A 24320-nucleotide genomic window follows, 5' to 3' on the forward strand; every position below is an offset into this window, starting at 1 on the left:
CGGATGAACGGCACCCATCTCAAGACGGCTATATCAGAGCCAAACCGGATCTCCCGCGGAATGTCTGGATCAGACGCGATTCAGGAACTCGATCACGCGGAGGGTGAGCAGCGCAGTCGCATCCGCGTCATAGGACGGCAGCGAGCTGTCGGCGAAGTAATGCTGATCGCCTGGGTACAGGAAAAGCTCCGCGTCCTCGACCGTCTCCGCGATCTCGCGGGCCGCATCGATATCGCCCTCGCCGACGAAAATCGGGTCGTTGTCCATGCCGTGAATCTGCACCGCGACGCCGTCCGGCCAGGGTCCGAAGGCCCACTCGCCGCTGATCGGCAGGCAGGAGTAGAAGAGCAGAGCCCCGCGGGAGCCGGGCCGTGTCTGCGCCAGCTTCTGCGCCGGCAGCACACCGAAGGAGAACCCGGCATAGATGAGCGTGGGCGGCAATTCGTCGGCGAGGCGCACGCCGCGCTCCCGCATGGCGTCGAATCCGATCTCGCCGATATAGGCGATCCCCGCTTCGATACTTGGGAATGTGCGCCCGTCAAACAGATCAGGCGTGTGCACGATGTGACCGGCTGCCCTGATATCGTCGGCAAACGAGCGCACACCCGGGGTCAGCCCCTGTGCGTGATGGAACAACAGGATCTCAGCCATAAGGAGCCTCCGGGTGGGACGGTCGGGCGCATCGCCACTCTACAGCGTCGCCGCCTTGCCGGGAAGAGTGCGGATACGTTGCCGAAGCAACGTCTGCAAACCCGCCGAAAACCGATAGGCGGGAAACCTCCGTGACGCTCTACCGGACTGATAAGCTGAAGAACCTTTCCGAGACCTGTACATCGATTGCTCCATTCATAGTTTCAGGCTTTGCCGAACCACCGCGATGCAGCCTGCGCGGCTTCCTCATCGTCAGGCACAGCCTCACCAGCCCACGCCACGAAGCCGTCGGGGCGCACGAGCAGCGCGCTCAGCCCTATCCGATCCCTCGCATCGCCTGCGACATAGGTGATCCCATTCCAGCGGCCTGCCAGTGCTTGCAGCGGTGCGCCGGCGTCAAAGTCCAAAAGCAGGCCCTTGCCCTCCCTGAGATGATCGCCGAGCTTCGTGCCGTCGGCCAGCTCGAAATCGGGAGCGCTGCGGCCGACCAGCGGGTGACTGCCGCCGAGATCGTAGCGGAGAGACACACCCCAGACGCGCTCGGCGAAGTATGTCGCGCCGTCGCGCGTGTCAATCAGATCGCGGATGATGGCTTCGAGCGCGCGCGAACTCCGGCTTGGCCGCATCAGCGCGACCTGGGCGCGCGACCAGTCGAGAATCTCAGCTCCCACCGGATGCCGTTCGCAGATATAGCTATCGAGCAGACCGTCCGGCGCATCGCCGCGGATCGTCGCCGCAAGCTTCCATCCAAGATTCATCGCGTCGCCAAGCCCGAGGTTCAGGCCCTGGCCGCCCAAGGGGGAATGGATGTGCGCGGCGTCGCCCGCAAGCAGCACCCTGCCCTTGCGGTAAGCCGTCGCCTGATAGGCGCGATCGGTCCAGGTGGTGGCAAGCTCAAGTCCCGTCAGGGTGACATCGGTGCCTGAAACATGCCGCAGCACCGACTGCACATGCGCGAGCGTTATCGCCTGCGTCCGGTGGAACGCGCCGCCGTCGAAATCGACCATCGCGATCATGCCGGGCTTTTGGTAGGTATACATCCCCGTCGGCGTGTAGTGGCGGCCCGGAACGAGTTTCTCCGGATCGGCCATCTCGAGTTGAACGGAATAGCCGGTGAACTCGGGATCGGTGCCTGCGAATTCAAAGCCGCCTGCCCTGCGCACGATGCTGCGCCCGCCGTCACAGCCGATGAGCCATTGTCCGCGAAAGCTGTCGCCACCGGCGCGAACGGTCACCCCTTCATCCGACTGGTCGAAACCGTCGACGCGGAGCCCGCGCCGGATCTCCACACCCATCGCGCTTGCGCGCGCGGCCAGGATGGATTCAAGGTACTCCATCTCGACCGCCATGCTGGTGCCGGCCGGACCTGGCAGACGATAGGGCCATTTCGAGGTGTCGATGGTGTCGTGGAAGAACTGAATGCCGGCGAAATGGCCGCCCGGGCGGCGTGACTGTTGCATCCAATGCGCTGAAATCGATTGATCTTTTTCGCGTTGCGGCGCTGTGATGTCATCCAGCAACCCGCGACGGTAGAAGGCTTCGATGGTCGGCGCGGAAAGGCCGCGCATGCCGAACGGCAGCCGTTTCAACGGCGAATGCGGGTCCTCGGCCTGCTCCAGCACCAGCACCGAGAGGCCGGCCAGCTGCAGTTCGCAGGCGAGAAACAGACCGACAGGGCCGGCACCAGCAATCACAACATCATGAATCATGGGAAAATCGGGCATGAACTACTCCTTTATGGTCGTTCGACCGGAGCAGTTCGTCGTTTCGAGAACCACACGGACGAACAGTGGGACGCTTGAGCAGCGTCCGTGTTCGTCGTGGAGAACTCATGCACGAGGCAAGGAACAGAGCTTTCGTTTCCGAAAGGACTTGGGCCAACCACACCAAGTCATGCCTTTTCCGACGGGGGTAACATAGCCGCGGAGCGATGGATCGGCAACAGAAGATATTCTCTTCTGAAGGTTTAACCTGGGAAGGCCCTTCTGGGGCTGGGGTTAACAGATGGAGCTTCAGTGCACGCTCGCGTGGCAACCTAAAAGCGGAGCTCTAAACGTTCGACAGGGTCTTTGGTGAAATCGGAATATCGTATCCACCGAGGAACGACCTTAAACAACACGGCGCCCTTCTCGACAAACTCTCCCTCGACTGGAACGCTTTCAAGATGCGCTTTCTGGTATTCCTGCACTTCGGAGGCGGAAACCTTCATGGCATCGCCCTCATATTGCACCGTGATGTTCTTGTCCCAGCCGACGACAAGTGCGACGCTGCCTCTATCCGACAGGTTTTCGAACTTGCGCGTCTGTTCGAAGGTATCGAACACGATTTCGAGGTTGTCACGCACCGAAAAGTCAATGACCGCAGCTTCAGGCTTGCCGTCCGCATGCGATGTCGCGATCACCGCCAGGGTGTGCCGGCGCAAGAATGCCAAGATCACTTTCTTGCCTTGAGCGTTGTCMATGGCTGAAATCCCCGAGGTGACGCGGCTAATCGAACGTGGCAAACCGTTGGGCACCATTTTGGAATGCAAAAGCGGAACGAATATCGCTTTCCAGGACGCGCCCTTGCGACAGATCGGGGAGATCGGCAGGTGCGAAGAAACCGACTTCCGATGTTTCGATGCCCGCTTTCATCGTCATCTCTCCCGACCGCTCGCAGAGGAAGAACAGTTTATAGAAATCTCTTGCGTCCGGGTCATATGCGGCCTTCGCCTTATGTCRCACGCTGTACAAGTGGGTGGCCGAAACCTGAAGGCCGGCTTCTTCATGTATTTCGGTGACGACATTTTCCGACGCTGATCGTCCAATATCCGCAAACCCACCGGGCAAGGTCCATCGGCCGTCGCTCTTTTCCCGCACCAGAAGGACTTTACCTCCTTCGATCAACGCTCCGCGAACATCGATCTTCGGCGTGGCATAGCCTTTGGCAAAATCAGATACGAGACCAGGGATGCGTGTGATCGGCACATTGGCAAGATCGGCTAGCATCGCGTGGGCGATGTCCGCTACCTCTTGGTATCGTTCACGATCGAATTCGTCCTTGCAAAAGTAGAGCCCGGTTGAAGCGATCGCTTGGAGACGTTTTGCGCGAGATAGCCATAAACTTTCCATTGCTTGATCTCCATCAAACGGTCCACTCAAGGCGTGCCGCGTGTAGACGACCGCCACACCCTAAGGCCCCGCCCAAAGAACGCCGCGAACGCTCCCGCATCAGGAGTCAGTCCCTGTGCGTGGTGGAACAACAAGACCGCAGCCATACGGATCCTCCGGGTGGGGCGGCCGGGTGCACTTTCGGCCACTCTACAGCGCCATCGTCGCATCAGGAAGAGTGCGGACACGCCATCGAAGCTGCCAAGCTCTACATGTGGCAACAGGAGCCGTTTCCGGTGTCGTCGGGCGAGTGCTGCAGGCGATTGTCGACGCTCTGGCTGTTTCCTTCCGGCGGCAGGTCCATGGCGATGTTGGATGCGAAGAAGCCGTTCGGTTTCAGCGTGAAGCCGGCATATTCCACGGGCATGATCGGAAAATCCTCGGGCTTGCAGACATGGGTATGGCCGAAGGAATGCCAGAGCACGACATCGGCATTCTCGATTTCGCGGTTCTGCTGGACATAACCCGGCAGGCCGTCGCCGCCGGCATGCACGTTCGGATAATCGCCGCTCGCATATTTTTCCCTGGCATCGAAGGCCGTGACCCAGATGTGTTTCTTGGCGAAGCCGCCGCGCCGGGCAACGGTCGAATCCGGCTGGGCAAGCATGACCGGCGACGGCATGACGACAATCTTGTAGCCCGGCGCCTTGCCGACGCTGTTCTTTGTGTTGGTGTTGGAGACTTTCCAGTAACGGCCGGTCTCGCCATTGGCGAGTGCCGGGGAATCAAGTTCGCGTTTCAGTACACGCGTCCTGGTATCGAAGACATTGCCATAGGGATTGTCTTCACCCCAGGGACGCGGCACGAACTCATGCTCGGTTACCGTATTGTCGCCGCCGTCGACATCCATGTGCAGGCGCGCATTGAAGAAATGCTGGTGGGTCGGACCGCCGAGATTGTCATCGACCATGCCGCCCCATGGATAGGTTTCGCCGGTCGCGACCGCCGCCGTCTGGATGATGCCGGTGAGCTTGGCTTCGAGCTGGATCGTGCCGTCCTGGTAGAGATACCAGTAGAAGCCGTAATCATAATTGCCGACGGTTGCGAAGAAGGAGATGACGAGGCGGCGCGAACGGCGCACTTCGAAAACACCGTTGCGGAATTCGTAATGCTTCCAGAGGATGCCGTAATCCTCCTCATGCATGCAGGTGGCATTCTTCATCATGAAAGGCTGGCCGAAATCGTCCGCCGCCGGCACGTCGAAATAGTGAATATGGCCGAGGCAGTCGCAGCCGAGTTCGAGACAATTGGCCAAGCGTCCGAGACCATATTCGCCGGCATCGAAGGCGCTCTTCCAATAGTGGTTCGCGGTCGGATCGGCATAGGGCACGACCATTTCGGTGACACTGGCGCGAAAGACGACGGGTCTCAGCCTGCCCTGATCCCTGATGCCGAGTTCATGCAGAACGAGGCCCTCGCGCGGGGTGAAACCGACACGGAAACTCCAGTTCTGCCATTCGACTTTCCAGCCGTCGACCGTAAAGCTCGGCCCTTGCGGCTGAACGATATGCAGCGGCGCAAGATCGGGCCGCGGTTCAGGGAAGGTTTCGCGGCCATAATTGCGCTTCTTCCTCGGAACCGGAATGATCTTCTCATCGTCGACGAGATCGACCACTCGGTTGGTGATCAGATCAACCACCGCCACCACGCCCTCGATCGGATGCGCGTAGCCGTTGTCACGGATATCCTCGCGCCAATAGGATACGGCGCGGACGATGCGCTTTCCCTTCTCGAATTCGCGGCCAAAATAGCCCGAGGAAAAAGGATCGATCTGGATGAACGGAATATCCTCGTCGGTAATGCCGCGCTTCTTGACGGCAGCGATCCAGCGCGGATCGGATTTGACGGTGCCTTCAACGGTTTCGAACTCGCACAGCATGACCGGCGGCTGGCCATAAGGCAGTTCATCAAGAGGCAGCCGGATATAGGAGGACACCGTGCCGGCAGTCAGGTCTACGATGCCCTCGAAGGTTTCTCCATTGCTGATATCCATCGCCAGGATGAAGGCGAGGCGCGGCAGCCTGTCGCCCAAGCGATGGGCGGCAAGATCCGCCTTGGTCGGCTCCTCCAGCCGAGTTATCGGAAAGCGGAAGGTGGGTGCGAGTGTCTGCGTATCCTTGAGTATGGCAACGGCAGAAGCGATCTCGTCGAGGCTCAGAGGATCGAGCGGATGGGTGACTGCGACAACGGCGTCCATGGATATACCTCTTTGGTTTTGGGCCTCTTGGTTTCGGAAGAGACGACGCACCATGGCGCGTCGCTAGCTGCGGTGATCAGGATCGACCGGAGCAGATCTGCGTCTCGATCATCATCGTGCCTCGATGAATGCAGAACACTGAGCAGAAGGCGTGCGCCTCAACGGCAACCAGCAGTGTTGCGCCGGCAAGGATCGCGACCGCGAGAACGAGAAGGCGATCGACGGGTGCAAGTTCGACAACGGCACTCATTCGAAGACCTTTCCAAGGGAGGCGTAGAGAGCGGGCTTGGATCTCTTGACCTGGATCGCAAACAGCGCGCCAAGAATGCCCACCAGCACCATGGCATAGGGGAAAGCCTTGACGATCGGGCTTTCGCTGCCGGAAAGGAGTGAAAGATTGGAGCTGACCAGCACCAGCGAACCAACGAGGCCGAGGAGCGCCAGCGCMGGCGCGATCATCGTGGTCCAGGCGCTATATCTGTTCGGCGTCTTGCGGAAGAACATGACGATCGCGACGGAGACCAGCACCTGCACCAGCAGGATACCGATACCTGCGAGCGCTGCCATCCACGAGAACACAACGGTGTAAGGATCGGCACCAAAAATCACGAACAGGCCAAGGATGACGGCCGCGATCAGACTTTGCAGCAGACCTGCAGCATAGGGTGAGCCATGCTTGGCGTGCACCTTGCCGAGCACCTGTGCGGCCAGGCCTTCACGGCCCAGGGCGAAGAAATAGCGGTTGAGCGTATTGTGGAAGGACAGGATGCAGGCAAACAGGCTGGTGATCAGCAGCACGTTCATCACCTGGCTCGACCACGCGCCGAGCACGGAATTGGCGGCGGCGAAGTAGAAGCTGTCGAGGCCGGCAGCAGCAGTGGCCTGCACCTTGCCCGGACCGTAGAATTGCACGATTGCCCAGGTGGAGAAGGCATAGAAGAGTGTGATGAGCAGCACAGCGACATAGGTGGCACGGGGAATGGTCTTTTCCGGATCTTCAGCTTCCTCGCCGAAAATGGCCGTAGCTTCGAAGCCGATGAACGAACCGATAACGAAGACCAGCGCCGCACCAAGGCCGGGCGCGAAGACCGACGATGGCATGAAGGAGGAGAAGCTGATGCCTTCCGGTCCGCCGCCTGAAAAGACGATGGCAAGATCCAGAACCAGCAATATGGCGATTTCAGCAATCATGCAGACGCCGAGGATCGCGCCTGAGAAGGCGATGTTGCGCTGACCGCAGACCAGCACGACGACGAGTGCTGCGAAGGCCCAGCCCCACCAGGGCAGGACCAGCCCAAGCGGCGCTATGGCATTGGCCATGAAGAAACCGAACAGGCCGTAGATGGCGATCTGAACCGCGCTATAGGTGACCAGCGCCATGAAGGCGCCACTCACACCCGCCGGCTTGCCGATGCCGTGAGTGATATAAGTGTAGAAAGCGCCTGCCCCGCCCACATGCCGGCTCATGGCGGTGAAGCCGACCGAGAAGAGCAGGTAGAGCAGGCCGGCAAGCACGAAAGCGCCGGGGACGCCTGCGCCATTGCCGAAGGCAAAGGCGGCCGGCGAGGCGCCGACGACGGCCGTGAGCGGCGCGGCCGCGGCAACGACGAAGAACACGATGTGGGCGAGGCCGACTGAGTTCCTGGCCAGACGACGCTCCGGCGATAATGGTGCGGGCATGCTTGCTTCCAGTGTCATGGAGAACCCCTCTTTGCTTGTTTGTTGCCAAGAAGGTAAGCGCGGCGATCTGGCCCCGAAATTGCAGTTTATGCCAATGAATCGATAATTCGCGCCACGACGGTCACCGGAGACGCTGAAAATGGCAGTTGCATCGCATTTGATCAGCCGCATGCCCGCAGTTGCTTCTATTCGAGCCTCCGTCTTGATCCCGCTGGTGCAACAAATCGATAAAAGATCCGGGAAAGCCGACCTTCTTCTCGCTTCGCACGGCATTCTGCGCTCGCAATTGGAAGATCCCTACGCTGTCCTGCCTATGGCGCGTTATGTCGCGCTGTTCGAGGAGGCCGCGACGATAACCGGCGAACCGGCACTAGGAGCTCGCATGGGCACCGGGTTCAAGCCCGCCGACATCGGCCCCATCGGAATGCTCTTTGCGCTCTCGCCGACCATTCGCAGCGCTTTCGAACGGCTGTCGAAATATGTGAACGCGGTCCAGGGCGCGACCAGTTCCGGCGTGTTCGAGGAGAATGGCGATTTTGTCTGGAGCTACCGTATCGTCGATCCAGCGATGTGGCCGCGCCGGCAGGACAGCGAATTCACGATCGCCGCCTCCTGTCAGCTCGTCCGTTCGTGCTTCCGCCGTGGCTGGCGGCCGATCGAAATCCAGCTCGAGCATCACGCCCCGCGCGACGCCAGTGCGCTGGAACGCATCTGTGGCGCGCCCATCCTGTTTGGCCAATCCGGCAACCGGATGGTCATGAACAGGGCGGAGGCTGATCGTGTGCACCGTGCGGAAGACAAAAGCCTGATCGAAATCCTGGAGTGGCATATCGGCGATCTGGTCAACGAGCCAGCGGCCGGCGATATCGTCACTGAAAAGGTCCAGGCTCTGATCAGCATCTATCTCGGCCGCAAGCCGATCACAGTCGCAACCCTTGCCGCCGAACTGAAGATGTCGCCGCGGAGCCTGCAGCGCCGGCTGTCGGAGGAAGGCGTGTCGCTTCGCGATCTCGTTCGCCAGCATCGTCAGACACTCGCCGCCCACTATCTCGGCGACCGACATGCCGCACCGATGTCCGAAGTTGCGCGTGTCCTGGGTTATGCAGACAACACCGTGCTCTGGCGTGCGCTGCGATCCTGGGAGAAGAAGGGGAACTACCCATCTTCGACAGGTTGAAGATGTAGCAGTCGAGTAAATGGACGATCGGAACGCTAACGGAGACCGCCCGATTGCTGCCCTACGGCCCAGCCCCAAAAAACGCCAGCCGGGTGAAGATCGTGTAGTCCGCTTCCGATACCATCAGCGCCACGAAAACCAGCACCAGCAGCGGCGGCAGCAGGATGGCGTAGACGAGCGCGAGCCGTTCCCAGGCCATATGCATGAAGACGGCGACGATCAGCCCGGCCTTCAGCATCATGAACACGAGGATCAGCGTCCACCTCAAGTAGCTCTGGACGCCGAGATAATCGACCATGTAGGACGCCGCGCTGAGCACGAAGAGCAGGCCCCAGACGAGAAAATAGAGCCGGAGCGGATGCTGCTGTCCGGTGTGTGCCTGTACATGCGCCGTTTGCACTTGTGCATGCGCCGTTGTCTCGCTCATGACGACCTCACCACAGATAAAAAAACGCGAAGATGAAGACCCAGACCAGGTCGACGAAGTGCCAGTAGAGGCCCATGATCTCGACGGCCTCATAGCGGCCTTTCCGGCTGGTGAAAAAGCCGCGCCGTTCCACGTCGAAATCGCCCCGCCAGACCTTGCGGGCGACGATGATGAGGAAGATGACGCCGATCGTCACGTGGGTGCCGTGAAAGCCTGTTATCATGAAGAAGGTCGATCCGAATTGTGCCGCCCCCCATGGGTTCTCCCAGGGGCGCACGCCTTCGGTGATCAGCTTCGTCCATTCGAAAGCCTGCATGCCGACGAAGCAAGCGCCGAGAAGCGCCGTCAGCAGCATCAGGATCGCGGTCGTGCGCCGGTCGCGGCGATAGCCGAAATTCACCGCCATCGCCATGGTGCCGCTGCTCGAGATCAGCACGAAAGTCATGATCGCAATCAGGATCAGCGGAACGTCCTCACCGCCGATATGCAGCGCGAAGACCTCGCTCGGATTGGGCCACGGAACGGGCGTCGACATGCGGGCCGTCATATAGGCGATCAGGAAACAGCCGAACACGAAGGTGTCGCTCAAGAGAAAGATCCACATCATCGCCTTGCCCCAGGAGGCGGTCTTGAAGGCGCGCTGATCAGAGCTGAAATCGGACGCGACACCGCGCAGACCGGCCGGCCTGAGGCCTGGCTCGCCGTGTGTCTCGATAGTCTGTGCCATCTGCAAACCCCTTAGTTCAGTAGTGTGCGGCAGAGATCGACGAAATCATTCGCCCAGCCGGCGAAAAGCGCGAAGAGCAACAGCCAGACAGCGAGCATGAAATGCGAATAGATGGCGGAAAGATCGACGCTGAGGCGCAGTCTCTCCGGCGCGACATCAGTTGAAAATGCCCTGACCGTCGTGTGCGCGAGCACGGCAAGCCCGCCGAGGATATGCAGCCCGTGCAGGCCGGTCAGCATGTAGAAGAAGCTGTTGGCGGGATTGTCGACAAGCACGTAGCCGGCCGCCACCAGCTCCCGCCATGCCTGGACCTGTCCGACGAGAAAAGCGACGGCAAGGACAAACGCGGCGGCAAGCGCCGGCCGCAGGTTTTCCATGCGGCCCTGCCCCGCTTCTCGTTTCGCCCATTGCAGCGAGGCACTGCTCAAGGCAAGTGCCGCGGTGTTCACCCAGAGCAGCCGGGGAACCGGCATCGCCCACCAGTCGGCGGACGCCGCACGCATGAAATAGGCGCTGACGGCAAGGCTGAAGAGCGCGCCAACGACGCCGAGAAACACGAAGAGGCCGATCTTCACCGCCGGCACCGGCGGCCGGTCAGCGCTGTGATGATCCGGCAGTTGCACCGATCCGGTTTCCAGCCAGGGCTTCGAGGTCAGCCGCTGCCCGGAAAGCCACCAGATGATGATGGCGCCGATTGCAGCAAGGAAGACCAGGATGACGTTCATGCGTGGACCTCCCGGGTGACGCCGTCGCTTGACGGCACATTCTGCGGGATGAAATCCTCAGCCGCCCCCGGCACGCTGTAGTCATAGGCCCAGCGGTAGACGACGGGCAGGTCCTTGCCCCAGTTGCCGTGGGCCGGCGGCGTCTGCGGCGTCTGCCATTCGAGCGTCGTTGCCCTCCATGGATTGCCGCCGGACTCCCTGCCCCGGAAAAGGCTCCAGAACAGATTGAACAGGAAGACCATCTGCCCGGCTCCGACAACAAGCGCCATCACGGTGATGAAGATGTTCAGCGTGTGGGCCGAAGGCGGAACGAAAGCCGTCTCTCCCATCTCGAAGTAACGGCGCGGCACGCCGAGCAGGCCGAGATAATGCATCGGAAAGAAGATCGCATAGGTGCCGAGGAAGGTGACCCAGAAATGGATCTGGCCGAGCACCTCGTCGAGCATGCGTCCCGTCACCTTCGGATACCAGTGATAGATCGCCCCGAAGATGACGAGGATCGGCGCCACCCCCATGACCATATGGAAATGCGCGACGACGAACATCGTATCCGACAGCGGCACATCGACGACGACATTGCCGAGGAAGAGGCCGGTCAGCCCGCCATTGACGAAAGTGACGATGAAGGCGAGCGCAAAGAGCATCGGCAGCGTCAGGTGGATGTCGCCGCGCCACAGCGTCAGCACCCAGTTATAGACCTTGATCGCCGTGGGCACAGCGATGATCAGCGTCGTGGTGGCGAAGAAGAAGCCGAAGGCCGGGTTCATGCCGCTGACATACATGTGGTGCGCCCAGACGACGAAGCTGAGCGCGCCGATGATGACGATCGCCCAGACCATCATGCGGTAGCCGAAGATGTTCTTGCGCGCATGGGTGCTGATCAGGTCCGAAACGATGCCGAAGGCCGGCAGCGCCACGATATAGACCTCCGGATGCCCGAAGAACCAGAACAGGTGCTGGAAGAGGATCGGGCTGCCGCCGCCATGCTGGAGCTGCGTGCCCATCTCGACGATGGCAGGCATGAAGAAGCTGGTGCCGAGCACGCGGTCGAAGAGCATCATGACGCAGGCGACGAAGAGCGCGGGAAAGGCGAGCAGCGCCATCACGGTCGCAGTGAAGATGCCCCAGACGGTGAGCGGCATCCGCATCAGTGTCATGCCGCGCGCCCGCCCCTGCAACACCGTCACCACATAGTTCAGCCCGCCCATGGTAAAGCCGATGATGAAGACGATCAGCGAGGAGAGCATCAAGAGGATGCCCCAGTCCTTGCCGCCGGGTGTACCTGATAGAACCGATTGCGGCGGATAGAGCGTCCAGCCGGCCCCTGTCGGGCCGCCGGGGGCGAAGAAGCCGGCGACCAGGATCAGCACCGCAAGCAGATAGATCCAGTAGCTCAGCATATTCGCATAGGGAAACACCATGTCGCGGGCGCCGACCATCAGCGGAATGAGGTAATTGCCGAAGCCGCCGAGGAAGAGCGCGGTCAGCAGATAGATCACCATGATCATGCCGTGCATGGTGATGAACTGGTAATAGTGATCGGCATCGATGAAGGAGAGAGCGCCGGGAAAGGCGAGCTGAATCCGCATCAGCCAGGAGAGCACCAGCGCCACCAGGCCGATCGAGATGGCCGTGATCGAATATTGCACGGCGATGATCTTGGCGTCCTGGCTGAACACATATTTGGTCCACCAGCTGTGCGGGTGATAAAGCTCGACATCCTCGACTTCGGCGGATGGGATGCTGCCGGATGGAATCTCGACCATGATCTCTCTTCCCTTTCCCAAGCGGTCTGCGACTGCTTCTCCGGTTCCTTGAACCGGTACGCGGCCTCCGGCCGGTTCAGTTTGCCGGCGGCAGCTCTCCCGATGATGCCGTCAACTGGGTGAATGTCTGCTGCTGCCCGAGCCAGGTCTGGTAGTCCGCGTCGTTATCGACGAYGACGGTGCCGCGCATTTGCGGATGGCCGACGCCGCAGAGTTCGGCGCAGAGGATCTCGAAGGTCCCCGTGCGCGTCGGCGTGAACCAGAAATAGGTGATCATGCCGGGGATCATGTCCATCTTGGCGCGAAACTCAGGCACGTAGAAATCGTGGAGCACATCGACGGAGCGCAGCAATATGTGGACCGGCTTGCCGATCGGCAGATGCAGCTCGCCGCCTTCGATGATGACGTCGTCAAGGCCGCTTGCATCATTCTTGTCGAGGCCGAGCGGATTTTCGGGGGTGACGTCGCGCGTCTCGGCCCGGCCGAGCTTTCCGTCGGCTCCGGGCAGCCGGAAGCTCCACAGCCATTGTTGGCTGACGACCTCGACCGATGCGGCATCGGCAGGCACCGTGATGAACTGGTTCCACACGATCAGGCCAGGCGCCAGCATCGCCGCGACGCCGACCGCCGTTCCCCCTCCCAGCAGCAATTCCAGCCTGCGGTTCTCGGGCTCATAATGCGCCCGGTTGCCTGGCTTGTGCCGGAAGCGGAAGACGCAATAGGCCATGAACGAAACCACCGCCACGAAGACAATGCCGGTGATCCAGAAGGTGATGACGAGGGTGCTGTCGATATAGGTCCAGTTGGACGCGATCGGCGTCCACCACCACGGGCTCAGCACATGGAACAGCACCGAGCCGACGACAATCAGGACGAGGATCAGCACGACAGCCATGTCCGCTCCTCCTCGAGCAGTGACCCGTGAAACCGCATTCCGTAAAAAGTCCGTCTTTAATTATCGCACAGATAGAAAATATCGGCAATTACCGCAATTTAGGCACGCGCCACCGGCCGCGACCCGTCATTTGAAGTAATGCCCGCAGTTGGAATATTGCCCATCATTTGGAATATTGTTTCAGATAGGCGATGAGATCGGTGATCTCCTGGTCGTCCTTCACGCCGACGAAGGCCATCTTCGTGCCCTTCACCTTCGCCTTCGGATTGTGCAAATAATCGCGCAGCACCGTCTCGTCCCAGACAAGACCACCCTCGCCAGCCGCCTTCATACCGGCCGAATAGGCAAAATTAGGATGCGTTCCGGCCTTGCGGCCGAACAACCCGTTCAGCGACGGGCCGACCTTGTTCGTATCGGAATCGACGATATGACAGGTGGCGCATTTCTTGAAAACGACAGCACCCGCCGTCGGATCGCCCTCCTGAGCCCCGGCGTTACCAGGACAAAGGGCAATCACGGCAGCACCGATCAGCAGTACAATACGGTAATCCACGGCAAACCTCTTCCTCCTGAAGGGTTCCCACCCACTCGCACCATCCGCCGTCTCTCTCCCGCGAATGGTGTCGCGATATCATGAAGATTAGTCGTTCGTGGGTGCAAGTCAATCGGTTCCACAATTTGGACGCAGGCCGGGCCTGTTCCAGTCTCGGGAGGGTCCGTCACCCCAGAGAATTGGATATTGACGCCGGTATCGGCGACGACATACTTGCTTGAAGCCCCCACAGTCGAAACCAGCCCCAGGAAAGGCGCGCAATGTCGATTGCTGAAATTCTGTCTTTTGCTTTCGTCACCGCGCTGCTGATCATTTCCCCCGGCCCCAACGGCGTCCTCATCGCCAAGACGGTGCCGGCCTCGGGGCGTGGCGCCGGTTTCGCCAATATTGCCGGCTTCGTCGCCGCCTTCTATGTGCACGGCACCCTGTCGATCTGCGGCATCTCCCTGCTGCTGGCGCAGTCGGCGCAGGCCTTCCTCGTCGTCAAGATGGTTGGCGCCGCCTATCTCTGCTGGATCGGCATCAAGGCGCTGGTCGGCGCCTGGCGCGGTTATGCTGCCGTAACGTCAGTGACCCCTTCCCGTAAGGTAAGGCACCTCCCCCGCGCCTTCCTCGAGGGTTTCCTCACCAACGCCCTGAACCCGAAGGTGTCGATGTTCTACCTCGCGGTCTTCCCGCAGTTCATCCACCACGATGCCAATGGCCGGGCCGCGATCGACGAGGCTTTCCTTCTGGTCACCGTCCATGCCAGCCTCAACGTCATCTGGTTCGGCTCGATGGTCATGCTCTTTGCGAGGCTCGCCAGAGCTGCGCGCAACCAGCGCTTCCAGCGCTGGTTGAAAGCCGCGACAGGCGTGGTCTTCATCGGCTTCGGCGCCAAGATGGCAACATTGCAGGCCGGATAGCGAAGACGGGCAAACCGCCTTCGTCACGGAAAGGCTGGGCGAACGTCCGGAGGGCGGTAACAGGATCAGCGACCTGCCGCCGGGGCTGGATATGATGCTGGTCTCGCGCCACCCCAGCTGCCGCCATTTGACTACGTCCCGATCGAAAGCGCCTCTTCTACCGCCAACTCGGCCATGGCGAGAGCGGCCTCGCGGGTCCTGGCGGCAGCGATAAAGCGGCCGTTGTGGCAGAAGCTCGCGCCCTCTACTCCACAAGCCGCCTCCAGCTCACCATTGGCGAGACCGGCCCAGGCTGCCGGCAGGTCGGCTCGGAGCTCGAACCCGTCCTCGGCGCGGCGGATGCCGGTCACGCACCAGTCCTTTTCGCGCGGGTGGACGACGAACAGCAGGTGATCGGCGCCCGCCTTGACGATGGCGGGACGGAAGGGCATTCCCCTCGGCAATTCCAGAACACGCCCCTGCCCCGCAGCCTCGATTGCCCGCTGCACGATCGCCTCGGCCCGCAATTTTGCAGCACTCTGGGCAATCCTGGCCTCGACGAAACTGCGGGCAATGGCAAGGGCCGCGTGGAAGGCGCGATCGTCGGCGTCAGGGGCCGTCTCGTCGAAAACCGGTTTCAGGGTCTCCAGCAGCGCCGGCAGTGTCAGCCCGGCCAGCGGCCCCGACGGGCTAAACGCGCCATTGTCGGTCAGATCGATCGGCAGCACGAAGCTGGCGTCGAAAGAGCCATGCATCGCTTCCACATGTGCTTCGGGAAGGCTGGAGGCTGCCAGATAATCACGGCCGTAATGCTTCCAGATCAGGCCGAACGAGCTGTAGGGCTGGCCATCGTCGCGTAGCGGCGCGGCGCGCTGGTGGTGATCGAATATCCCGGCAGCAGGATCATAGGCTCCGCCGACATCATAAATGATCCGGTCTTCGCCCGGCGTGATCCACTCCGGCGCACGGCTGCGGACAATTCGCGCCTGCGGGAAAAGCCGGGTCAGGATGACGCTCGACAGCAATTCGTCGGCATGAAAGCCACCGGAATGGGTGACGAGGAAATCGGGGATCATAGGAGCTATGCGCCTTGTCGTTCGCGGAGAGTCCGCTTGCAGGTCGGCACCAAATAACCGTTGCCGGCTGCTATCTCAACCCATACCTTAAATCGGAGTCGATTTAAGAATAAAATGATGCAGCAATCCAATGTGTTACAGCGTCCTTTCTCATGTCACCGAGATACCGGCCTCTAGAAGGATTCATCGAAGCCCCTGAAGGGTGCATCAGGAGTAAGTCCGTGGAGATCCCTCAGCACTTTCACATTGTCGAGACGGCCGGATGGCTTGTGAACCACCGCATCAATTCTGCCCTTCCCGGTTACCTCATGATCAGCTCCAAGACCGACACCAACGATCTGTCGGATTTGTCCGAAGATGCTTTGGCCGAATTCGGCCCATTACTTGCAAGGGCTCAGAGTACCTTGAAACAGCAATTGAATGCTCAGCGCGTCTATATCGGCCGATACGGGCACACGCCTGGTTACCCGATCCATTTTCATGTGATCCCGATATATGACTGGGTGGAGGAGTTGTTCTGGAAGGACAGTCGATATCGCTTGCTCGAGAATTTCGCAGAGGGACCGGGAGAAACCGCCACGGATGGCGCGGAACTGACGCTGTTTGTCTGGCGCGAGTTCTGCGAACGCGCAGAGCCGCCACCGGTCAAAGGGCCATCGGTCTCAGAGGCCATCGAGCTGCTGCGGGAGGCGATGCGGTTTCCGGCGCCTCAAGCCTAAGACAACATCGGTCCCGGCTGGCTTGCGGCGAGCGCACGGCCAGCTGCCGCGCCGGCATGCAGGCAGATGAGCCCGATCGCCGCGAGAGAATTGATCAACAGAACATCAGCGACCACCGCTGCCGAAAACGCGCCGGACGGAAGCACCACTGTTGCGGCAAACAGCGCGCCTTCATAGGCAACGAACCCGGCCATGAAGGCGCCGACCATCGTGACGGTAAGATCGGCCGAGAGACGAAGGACTAGGAGCGCTGCGGCCAGGCATGCAAATGCCGCGATACCGATTGCCAGACCCCAGGCATAGCTGTCCCAGGTCTGGGGATAACCGAGCACCAGATATCCGACCATCTGGTTGGCCAGCCAGGCCAGCAGAACCGCCGTCACCGCCATCCGCCGGGGAAGAATGACCGCCGATACCGCCGCCAAGGCCACGAAGGGCGTGATGCAGGCAAAAAACAGGCTGAGGGCGACGCTCGCACCTGAAATGACGACGACCCAGGCGACGGCGAAGCCGGGCGCGACAGGGCGCAGGGGAAGCTGATTTCGTTCGAGCATCTCGGACTCCATTCGACCGCAGCAAATAATACGCCAGTCCGGAAAAAAGGCTAGCGAGGCCATACCTCCTCCTTGAGACCGAAATTCCCGGCCATCCGTCAATCCATGACGTACTGGATATGATGCCGGCCATGCACGGCCGATTTCTGGACATGGGCGCGAACGCCGAAGACCCGACCGATCATATCCTCCGTCAGCACCTCCTCCGGCGCGCCGGAGGCGACGACCTCGCCTTTCTGAAGCACCGCCAGCCTGTCGCAGAACATCGCCGCCAGATTGAGATCGTGCAGCGCGACGATGCAGGTGATGCCGAGCTTTGAGATCAGCGAGAGAATGTCGAGTTGATGCTGGATATCGAGATGGTTGGTCGGCTCGTCGAGCAGCAGTTCGCTCGGCGCCTGTGCCAACGATCGGGCAATATGGACGCGCTGGCGCTCGCCGCCCGAGAGCGTCTGCCAGAGCTGGCCCGCCCTCTCCCGCATGCCCGTCCGCGACAGGGCCTCGTCGACGGCGGCGTCGTCTCCGGCGCCCCAGGACGACAACAGCCCGCGATGCGGCGTGCGGCCAAGCCGCACCACGTCGCGTACGGTCAATTGCGTATCGGTCGTCGATTGCTGCTCGACGAAGGCGACGCGACGCGCAAGTGCGGCGCGCGACAGCGAGGAAATGTCGTCGTCGCCCAGCCTGATGATGCCGCTGTGAACCCTGCGCAGCCGGCAGATCAATCTGAGAAGGCTCGATTTGCCGGAACCGTTCGGCCCGAGCAGGCCGAGTACCTTGCCCCTTTCCACCGTCAGGCTGACGCCGTTGACGATGACGGTATCGCCGGCGGCAAAGCTCACCTCATCGACGCTGATGCTCATGCCTTCCCCCGCACACGATAGAGGATGACGGCGAAAGCCGGTGCGCCGAAGAGTGCGGTGACGACCCCGATCGGCAGGATCTGCTGCGGGATGATGATGCGCGAGACGATATCGGCGCCGACCATGTAGATCGCGCCGCCAAGCGCCGTTGCCGGCAGCAGCCGCCTATGCGCCGGCCCGACGAGGAAGCGGGCGGCGTGGGGGATGACGAGGCCAACGAAGCCGATCGAACCCACCATGCTGACGACGCTTGCCGTCATCGCCGCCGTCATGGCGAACAGCACGATTTGGACGCGGCGTACGGCAATGCCGAGCGAGGCGGCGGCATCCGTGCCGAAAGCGAAGGCGTCGAGCGCCCGCACATGGGCCATGCAGATGATGAAGCCGGCAAGCGCGATCGGCACCGACAGATAGACATCCGGCCAGCGCACGCCGCTGAGCGAACCCAGCAGCCAGAACAGGATGCCGCGCGCCTGTTCGGCATTCGCCGATGTCGTCACAATGTAGGAGGTGAGTGCACTGAAGAGCTGCGAACCGGCGACGCCACACAGGATGATGCGCTCGCCGGTTCCCCCCGCACCCGTCGCCAGGAAGCCGACCAGCAGAAAGGCGATGGCCGCACCGATGAAGGCGCCGCTCGACAGGCCGAGAACACCGTAGCCGAAGCCGAGGATCATCACGCAGACGGCGCCCGTCGAAGCGCCGGCGGAGATGCCGAGCATGTAAGGTTCGGCCAGCGGATTACGCAGCAGTGCCTGCAGGATCGCACCGCAAAGCGAGAGCGATGCGCCGGCGCTGGCGGCGACGAGCGCGCGGCTCAGACGATAATCCCAGACGATGCCCTGGTGGATGCGGCTGAGCTCGAAATGCGTTCCGAACAGCCGGTTCGAAACCGCTTCCGCCGTCGTCGCAACGGGAATTGCGATCTCGCCGATGGAAACGGCAAGGCTGATCATCAGCCCGAGCAGGAGAAGTGCGGCCATGGTGAGCGCGGCAAGCGCCCACCATCCCTGTTGCCTGACCGACATTGCCTTCACTGCGCCAGGCCGAAGGACTTGATGCCGTTCGCCAATGTCTCGATGCCGTCGATCGTACGGATCGTCGGGTTCATTGATTGTGCGTCCATCATCACGAAGTGCTTGTTTTTGACCGCGTCCAGCTCCTTGGTCACAGGATCGTTCTCGAGGAAATCGACCTTGACCTTGGGATCGTCAGCCGCGTAGCGGCGGCGGTCCATGGTTGCGAGCACGATCACCGCCGGGTTCGCCTGGGCGATGGTTTCCCAACCGACCAGCGGCCATTCCTCTTCCGTGGTGATGACGTTCTTCGCGCCGATCGTCTTCAGAATATAGGCGGGCGCGCTGTTTTTACCGGCGATGAAGGCGTCGCCATTGACCTCCTTGCTGGAGAACCAGAAGACGATGGGCAGGTTCTTGCCCGAGGCGCCTGATATCGAAGCGACGGCATCCGCCTCGCGCTTTTTCAATTCCGAAATCAGCGCATCACCGCGTTCCTTCACGTCGAAGATCTCCGAGAGCTCGACGATTTCCCGGTAGATCAGCTCCATCGTGAACAATTCCCCACGCACGCCGTCGCCGCCATCGGTGTTGACCTTGGCGACACAATCGGCCGGCGCCAGATAGGTATTGATCCCGAGATCCTTAAACTGCTCCCGCTTGCCGACCGAGCCCTGTGCGCCGACATGCCATTCGAACTCGGCCGCCACCAGATCGGGCTCCTGCCCGACGACGGATTCGAAGCTCGGGTCGTTGTCGGCAAGTCGCTTTATCTTGCTGTTGGCCTCGGCATATTGCGGCAGGACGGGACCGACCCAGACGGCCGTTCCGGCGATCTTGTCGGCAAGGCCGAGCGAGAAGAGCACTTCCGTCATGCCCTGGCCGATCGAAACGATTTTGGACGGCGCCTTTTCGAAGGTCACCTGCTGACCACAATTGGTCACGGTCAAGGGATACTGGGTCGCGGCAAGGCTTGGTGCAGCAAGGCCGGCGAGCCCGAAGGCAAATGTCATGGTGGCGAGAATCTGGCGCATGGAAAACCTCGATGAAGGGAAAAATCACGGCCGTTCCGCGCATATGCGCGGACCGAAAGCACGCTTAGGCGCACTAGCCGCAGGAGGCCCAATCGAGACGGATGCATGCCGGAATTCGGCGAAGGTTCAGCAGGTCAATCATATCTGTTCCTTGTCCGGGCATCCCCGCCCGGTTGATTGGATCGTGATTGACGGCAGGTCTCCTGGCTTGCGGATATCCGTCGTTTCATCCGCCTTCCCGCAATATCTCGCAGTGGCAGGGCGTGAGCCCTTCAGAGATGGCCAGTCGCTGGCCACTCCTGAGATGATCGACAATCCGCTTACAGTTGCGGGGGCAGCCACGGTCTCGGTCCCTGCTGGGTCGTCCTCACCGTGTTCCCTATTAATCCCCTTGGAGTCATCTTCAGGGAACCGTCGCACCCAGTTACGTCGCCTGCCCGCGCGCCGTCAATGATTATTCCGAAGGCGCCATGCCGCCAGCAGATAAATATATCGCGCGTATGGCTTCACGCCGCCGTTCGGTGCGCGAACTGCCGGTCGCGGCTTGGCGAACCGCACCTGGGGCAAAGGCGCCCACCCCGCAAGCCTGAACTTCGGCGACTGCTTCGCCTACGAGGTGGCTCGAGAACATGGATGCCGGCTGCTATTTGTCGGCGACGACTTCGTCATGACCGATGTGGAAAGCGCGCTTTGAACGATGCGGCGGTTGCCACAACCACGCCTACCCTCACAACGCATCCAGCGGTATCTTCAGGTATCGCCTGCCATTCCCCTCCGGCTCGGGCAGCCGCCCGCCGCGGATATTCACCTGCAGCGCGTGCAGCATCAGCTTCGGCTTGGGCAGCGTGCGATCGCGCGCCTGGCGCAGCGCCACGAAACCGGCCTCGTCGATGCCTGAAATATGCGGATTGGCGCGCTTCTGCGCCGCCACCGTGCTTTCCCAGCGCGGGTGCCGGCCGCCGGGCTGGTAGTCGTGGCCGGAAAAGAGACGGGGCTCCTCGGGCAGCGACAGGATCGCCTGGATCGAGTGCCAGAGGGCGCTAGCGCTGCCGCCTGGGAAATCCGTGCGCGCTGTGCCGGAATCCGGCGTGAACACCGTATCGTGCACGAAGGCGGCGTCACCGATCACATAAGTGATCGAGGCAAGCGTATGGCCGGGCGAAAACATCATGCGGGCTTTAAGCGCACCGATTTCGAAGGTGTCGCCATCGGCAAACAGCCGGTCCCATTGCGAGCCGTCGGTTTTAAGCGCCGGCCAGTTGTAGATTTCCTTCCAGAGCGTCTGCACGTCGGTGACATGGGCGCCGATCGCCGTCGGCGCGCCGGTCTTCTCATGCAGATAATGCGCGGCGGAGAAATGATCGGCATGCGGATGCGTGTCGAGGATCCACTCGACCGTCAGCCCTTCACTTTTGATATGAGCAAGGATGGCGTCGGCATTGGCCGTCCCCGTCGCCCCCGACATCTCGTCGAAATCGAGCACCGGGTCGATGATGGCGCAGCGTTTCGTCGCCGGGTCGGAAACGACATATTGCACACTGCAGGTGCGGGGCTCGAAGAAGGCCTTCACATCAGCCACCTGCCCTGACCGCTTTTCCAGCCAGCGTCGCGCGCCGGCAAGATCAAAACCGAGGTTTTGACCGAAGGCCTCGACATCTCCGGGCTTCATCCGCCCGTCGAGCACCTCGCCCAGCGCATAGAGGGTCAGCGCCCGCGTGCCGCTCTTGCAATGGGCGACGACCGGCCCCTTCGCTTGCGTCATCGCCGCCTGGAAGGCACGGATATCGGCTTCGGTGATTTCGGTCCCCTTCACGGGCACGAAGCTGTAGGCGAGCCCGGCGGCAGCGGCGGAAGCCTTTTCCGCCGTATTGCCCGGCTGCCCCGGCTCCTCGCCGTCGGGCCGCGCATTGATGACAGCGGCGAAGCCTTGCGCCGCAAAACTGGCAAAGGCGGCGGCATCCGGCTGAGCCGCCACCGACAACAGGTCGTTAACCCTCACGGATGTCATCGAAGCCCCCGCGCCATGCCCTCATCATGCAGTATCGCATGTATATCGATACAATCTCACAAGTATATTGCTGAGCGCAAGGATACGCGCCTCCTGACCTACGCCGCACCATTGACTTGCAGGAAACCTGTGGCGCCAGAGAGCCGCATCACAAAATACGCGAGTTTTGGGAAGGGTCAGGACCGATTAATCCAGCGAAGTGCCATGCCCCTCTGTCAGGCGGAGCCGATCTATGGACGAGGCCCAATTTGCGGAGTACATTAGTAACAGCTAAAAATTAGGGCATTGCACAAAGAGGGCAGTAAAGCCCTGCCAAATGTGAGTTGGGGTTCCATCAGCTTTTCGCTCTTACAGACCATCGCTCACAGCTCAGCCACCTGTCGGGCTGGTGCCTGCCAGCGATGCGTTTAGCGATCTGTCGTTGCCGCTCTGATTCACCCCGAGACGCATTTTCTAGAGCATGATGTCGAAAAGTGTGAGCGGTTTTCGGACGACATCATGCTCTAACTATTTAAATTAGAACAGGATTCAGACTTTAGGCCGAGCAGGCCTAAAATCATCCTGTTCCAGTGCCTGCACAGAAATGAACCTGGATCAGCTCCACACCTGACGGTGTGCGAAGGAGGTTACCTCGATGAGCACGAAGGCGCGAAAAACTGCCCAAGTCATGGCAGTGACGCTGACATCCGCGATGCTGACCTTGACCATCTCGTCTGGAACGCCTTCTGGCGCAGCGGCTGGTGAAGTGGAGGCGAAGGCTTTGGTCAAAACCATGTCGGACTATATGGCCAAGCAAAAGTCCGTTTCCTTTGCCTATGACACCAGTCTCGAGGTTGTCACCAAGGAACATCAGAAACTGCTGCTGGCAAGTTCAGGCACGATGGACATGGCTCGGCCCGACAAAATCCGCGCCACCCGGTCCGGCGGTTTTGCCAATGTCGAGATCACCTTCGATGGAAAGACGCTGACGCTGTTGGGCAAAGACAATAATCTCTACGCTCAATTCGAAGTGCCCGGTACGATTGACCATCTGATCGAGGAGCTCAGAGCCAAGCATAACCTGCCGGTACCTGGCGCTGATCTGCTCCAGTCAAATGTCTACGAGGAGTTGATGCGTGACGTCGTCGATGTGAAGGACCTCGGCAGCGGTGTCATTGGTGGCACTGAATGCGATCATCTGGCGTTTCGGACCAAGGAAGTCGACTGGCAGATATGGATCGCACAAGGGGAGCACCCTTATCCCTGCAGATACATCATTACATCAACTCAAGTAGACCAAGGACCGCAGTACAGCGTCCAGATCAGCGACTGGAAGACCGGCGCGGAACTTAATCCGAAGGATTTCAGCTTCAAGGCCCCGACGGACGCCAAGCGCGTCGACGACCCGAAGCAACTTATCGATATCGATGAGCTTCCAGATAATTTTGTCGTGGGAGACACCAAATGACCGTGTCAACGAAACTCAACATCGCCCTGCTGACCGGGACACTAGCCTAGTCCGGGCTCGATGTGGGAACGGAGCTTTCCATTCCGGGCCTGCCCAGTTTTGTGACGACCGCCGAGGCCAGGGTTGGCCGGCCGGAGTGGCGCGACACACGGTGCGGCGCTGCGCGGTTGGCGTATACAACTGTTAGATGCGATCTCACTGTCGAGCTTTTGAAAGTGCGAGGATAGGCATCCGTTGGTGGGGGGAACGCGCCATGAAACCGGGGTCGGCAGACGCAAATACCAAAAATGATGAAGCAGGTGCCGGTCATCGGCCGATAAGTCGCCGTCAGGCACTGAAGGCTGCAGGTCTGGCCGGAGTATCGGCGCTGTCGACGGCTGCCGTTTCGTCGGTTCAAGCGGCAGACGAAACGCCGGGTGCGGTTCAGGCAAAGAATCCTTACGGCGGCGTGCCGAGCGGCGGCATCACCTTGCCGCCGTATTATCGGCCGACGCCCTATCTCGCCAGCAACAACGTCTACTACCCCGGTCAGGAGCAGATCGGCCCCGACGAGATGCGGATATCCTTCATCGGCAGTACGCCGATCCCTGTCACGCGCGCGCAGGCCGGCACCTGCATCATGGTCGAACTCGGTAACGGCAAGCGGTTCTTCTTCGATTTCGGCTCGGGCTGCATGCGCAACATCATCGCGATGGCCGTGCCGTTGCAGACGGTGAACGATATTTTCTTCACCCATCTCCATGTCGATCACTATGCGGACCTTCCCTACCTC

24 protein-coding genes, 1 pseudogene and 1 riboswitch are annotated in these 24320 nt (G+C 60.8%); of the genes and pseudogenes, 6 read left to right on the forward strand and 19 right to left on the reverse strand.

Annotated elements, in window-relative coordinates; genetic code table 11:
* Window positions 1-69: 69 nt before the first annotated feature.
* The 7 genes from AC1ECN_RS15820 to AC1ECN_RS15850 form a co-directional block, all read right to left on the reverse strand.
* Window positions 70-651 carry a dienelactone hydrolase family protein gene (locus AC1ECN_RS15820; RefSeq protein WP_130672795.1) on the reverse strand — a complete coding sequence of 194 codons (582 nt, stop codon included), beginning with the start codon at window positions 649-651 and terminating at the stop codon, window positions 70-72.
* Between the two features lie 203 nt (window positions 652-854).
* The gene (locus tag AC1ECN_RS15825; RefSeq protein WP_130672796.1) at window positions 855-2375 is read right to left on the reverse strand and encodes an FAD-dependent monooxygenase; all 1521 of its coding nucleotides are present in this window, start codon (window positions 2373-2375) and stop codon (window positions 855-857) included.
* A 311-nt stretch (window positions 2376-2686) separates the two neighbouring features.
* Entirely contained in the window at window positions 2687-3112 is a 426-nt protein-coding gene (locus AC1ECN_RS15830) for a pyridoxamine 5'-phosphate oxidase family protein (protein ID WP_130672797.1), read from the reverse strand.
* 25 nt (window positions 3113-3137) lie between these two features.
* Complete coding sequence (locus AC1ECN_RS15835) at window positions 3138-3761, reverse strand: NUDIX hydrolase (RefSeq protein WP_477953491.1); 624 nt, start codon at window positions 3759-3761, stop codon at window positions 3138-3140.
* Window positions 3762-4008: 247 nt separating this feature from the next.
* Window positions 4009-5997 carry a primary-amine oxidase gene (locus tag AC1ECN_RS15840; RefSeq protein ID WP_130672799.1) on the reverse strand — a complete coding sequence of 663 codons (1989 nt, stop codon included), beginning with the start codon at window positions 5995-5997 and terminating at the stop codon, window positions 4009-4011.
* Window positions 5998-6073: 76 nt separating this feature from the next.
* Complete coding sequence (locus tag AC1ECN_RS15845; protein ID WP_018074379.1) at window positions 6074-6247, reverse strand: hypothetical protein; 174 nt, start codon at window positions 6245-6247, stop codon at window positions 6074-6076.
* Window positions 6244-7695, reverse strand: coding sequence for an APC family permease (locus AC1ECN_RS15850; protein WP_130672800.1), 1452 nt, complete (start codon window positions 7693-7695; stop codon window positions 6244-6246). Before AC1ECN_RS15850 ends, AC1ECN_RS15845 begins: the two co-directional genes overlap by 4 nt.
* A gap of 121 nt (window positions 7696-7816) precedes the next feature.
* On the opposite strand from AC1ECN_RS15850, the gene AC1ECN_RS15855 reads away from it, so the two are divergent.
* Complete coding sequence (locus AC1ECN_RS15855) at window positions 7817-8854, forward strand: AraC family transcriptional regulator (protein ID WP_130672801.1); 1038 nt, start codon at window positions 7817-7819, stop codon at window positions 8852-8854.
* A gap of 61 nt (window positions 8855-8915) precedes the next feature.
* Here the strand turns inward: AC1ECN_RS15855 and AC1ECN_RS15860 are convergent, their stop codons facing one another.
* From AC1ECN_RS15860 to AC1ECN_RS15885, 6 genes are all read right to left on the reverse strand, one after another.
* Complete coding sequence (locus tag AC1ECN_RS15860; RefSeq protein ID WP_018074376.1) at window positions 8916-9281, reverse strand: cytochrome C oxidase subunit IV family protein; 366 nt, start codon at window positions 9279-9281, stop codon at window positions 8916-8918.
* A gap of 7 nt (window positions 9282-9288) precedes the next feature.
* Window positions 9289-10008, reverse strand: coding sequence for a heme-copper oxidase subunit III family protein (locus tag AC1ECN_RS15865; RefSeq protein ID WP_018074375.1), 720 nt, complete (start codon window positions 10006-10008; stop codon window positions 9289-9291).
* 11 nt (window positions 10009-10019) lie between these two features.
* Window positions 10020-10733, reverse strand: a complete 714-nt coding sequence (locus tag AC1ECN_RS15870) for a cytochrome c oxidase subunit 3 (RefSeq protein WP_018074374.1) — start codon at window positions 10731-10733, stop codon at window positions 10020-10022.
* Window positions 10730-12499, reverse strand: a complete 1770-nt coding sequence (gene ctaD / locus AC1ECN_RS15875; protein WP_130672802.1) for a cytochrome c oxidase subunit I — start codon at window positions 12497-12499, stop codon at window positions 10730-10732. Before ctaD ends, AC1ECN_RS15870 begins: the two co-directional genes overlap by 4 nt.
* A 76-nt stretch (window positions 12500-12575) precedes the next feature.
* Window positions 12576-13394 carry a cytochrome c oxidase subunit II gene (locus AC1ECN_RS15880; RefSeq protein WP_477953495.1) on the reverse strand — a complete coding sequence of 273 codons (819 nt, stop codon included), beginning with the start codon at window positions 13392-13394 and terminating at the stop codon, window positions 12576-12578.
* A 163-nt stretch (window positions 13395-13557) separates the two neighbouring features.
* Window positions 13558-13947 carry a c-type cytochrome gene (locus AC1ECN_RS15885; protein ID WP_018074371.1) on the reverse strand — a complete coding sequence of 130 codons (390 nt, stop codon included), beginning with the start codon at window positions 13945-13947 and terminating at the stop codon, window positions 13558-13560.
* A 260-nt stretch (window positions 13948-14207) separates the two neighbouring features.
* On the opposite strand from AC1ECN_RS15885, the gene AC1ECN_RS15890 reads away from it, so the two are divergent.
* Entirely contained in the window at window positions 14208-14852 is a 645-nt protein-coding gene (locus tag AC1ECN_RS15890; RefSeq protein WP_130672803.1) for a LysE family translocator, read from the forward strand.
* Window positions 14853-14983: 131 nt separating this feature from the next.
* On the opposite strand, the gene AC1ECN_RS15895 is transcribed toward AC1ECN_RS15890, so the two are convergent.
* Window positions 14984-15907, reverse strand: a complete 924-nt coding sequence (locus tag AC1ECN_RS15895; protein WP_024322459.1) for an MYG1 family protein — start codon at window positions 15905-15907, stop codon at window positions 14984-14986.
* Between the two features lie 221 nt (window positions 15908-16128).
* Between AC1ECN_RS15895 and AC1ECN_RS15900 the strand changes: the two genes are divergently transcribed.
* A complete protein-coding gene (locus tag AC1ECN_RS15900) occupies window positions 16129-16626 on the forward strand; it encodes an HIT family protein (protein WP_130672804.1) in 498 nt (165 codons plus the stop codon).
* Here AC1ECN_RS15900 and AC1ECN_RS15905 read toward each other — a convergent pair.
* The 4 genes from AC1ECN_RS15905 to AC1ECN_RS15920 all read right to left on the reverse strand — a co-directional run bounded on the left by AC1ECN_RS15905 (window position 16623) and on the right by AC1ECN_RS15920 (window position 20093).
* A complete protein-coding gene (locus AC1ECN_RS15905; protein WP_130661855.1) occupies window positions 16623-17180 on the reverse strand; it encodes a hypothetical protein in 558 nt (185 codons plus the stop codon). The two genes, AC1ECN_RS15900 and AC1ECN_RS15905, sit on opposite strands and share 4 nt — an antisense overlap.
* 98 nt (window positions 17181-17278) lie before the next feature.
* The gene (locus tag AC1ECN_RS15910) at window positions 17279-18043 is read right to left on the reverse strand and encodes an ABC transporter ATP-binding protein (protein ID WP_130661856.1); all 765 of its coding nucleotides are present in this window, start codon (window positions 18041-18043) and stop codon (window positions 17279-17281) included.
* Complete coding sequence (locus AC1ECN_RS15915; protein WP_204340808.1) at window positions 18040-19071, reverse strand: FecCD family ABC transporter permease; 1032 nt, start codon at window positions 19069-19071, stop codon at window positions 18040-18042. The genes AC1ECN_RS15910 and AC1ECN_RS15915 overlap by 4 nt, the downstream gene beginning before the upstream one ends.
* 5 nt (window positions 19072-19076) lie before the next feature.
* The gene (locus AC1ECN_RS15920) at window positions 19077-20093 is read right to left on the reverse strand and encodes an ABC transporter substrate-binding protein (protein WP_130672806.1); all 1017 of its coding nucleotides are present in this window, start codon (window positions 20091-20093) and stop codon (window positions 19077-19079) included.
* A 176-nt stretch (window positions 20094-20269) separates the two neighbouring features.
* Window positions 20270-20524, reverse strand: a riboswitch (cobalamin riboswitch).
* Window positions 20525-20640: 116 nt separating this feature from the next.
* On the opposite strand from AC1ECN_RS15920, the pseudogene AC1ECN_RS15925 reads away from it, so the two are divergent.
* A pseudogene (locus tag AC1ECN_RS15925) lies at window positions 20641-20787 on the forward strand (type II toxin-antitoxin system VapC family toxin); the annotation flags it as partial.
* Window positions 20788-20820: 33 nt separating this feature from the next.
* On the opposite strand, the gene blh reads toward AC1ECN_RS15925, so the two are convergent.
* On the reverse strand, window positions 20821-22101 hold the full coding sequence (gene blh / locus AC1ECN_RS15930) for a bifunctional sulfur transferase/dioxygenase Blh (protein WP_477953498.1): 1281 nt from the start codon (window positions 22099-22101) through the stop codon (window positions 20821-20823).
* A 634-nt stretch (window positions 22102-22735) separates the two neighbouring features.
* Between blh and AC1ECN_RS15935 the strand changes: the two genes are divergently transcribed.
* A complete protein-coding gene (locus tag AC1ECN_RS15935; RefSeq protein WP_130672808.1) occupies window positions 22736-23548 on the forward strand; it encodes a DUF2092 domain-containing protein in 813 nt (270 codons plus the stop codon).
* A gap of 253 nt (window positions 23549-23801) precedes the next feature.
* Window positions 23802-24320: MBL fold metallo-hydrolase (locus AC1ECN_RS15940; RefSeq protein WP_477953500.1), on the forward strand; the 519-nt coding region annotated here is incomplete at its 3' end.

This window comes from Rhizobium sp. 01N447_2 (genome assembly GCF_056399245.1).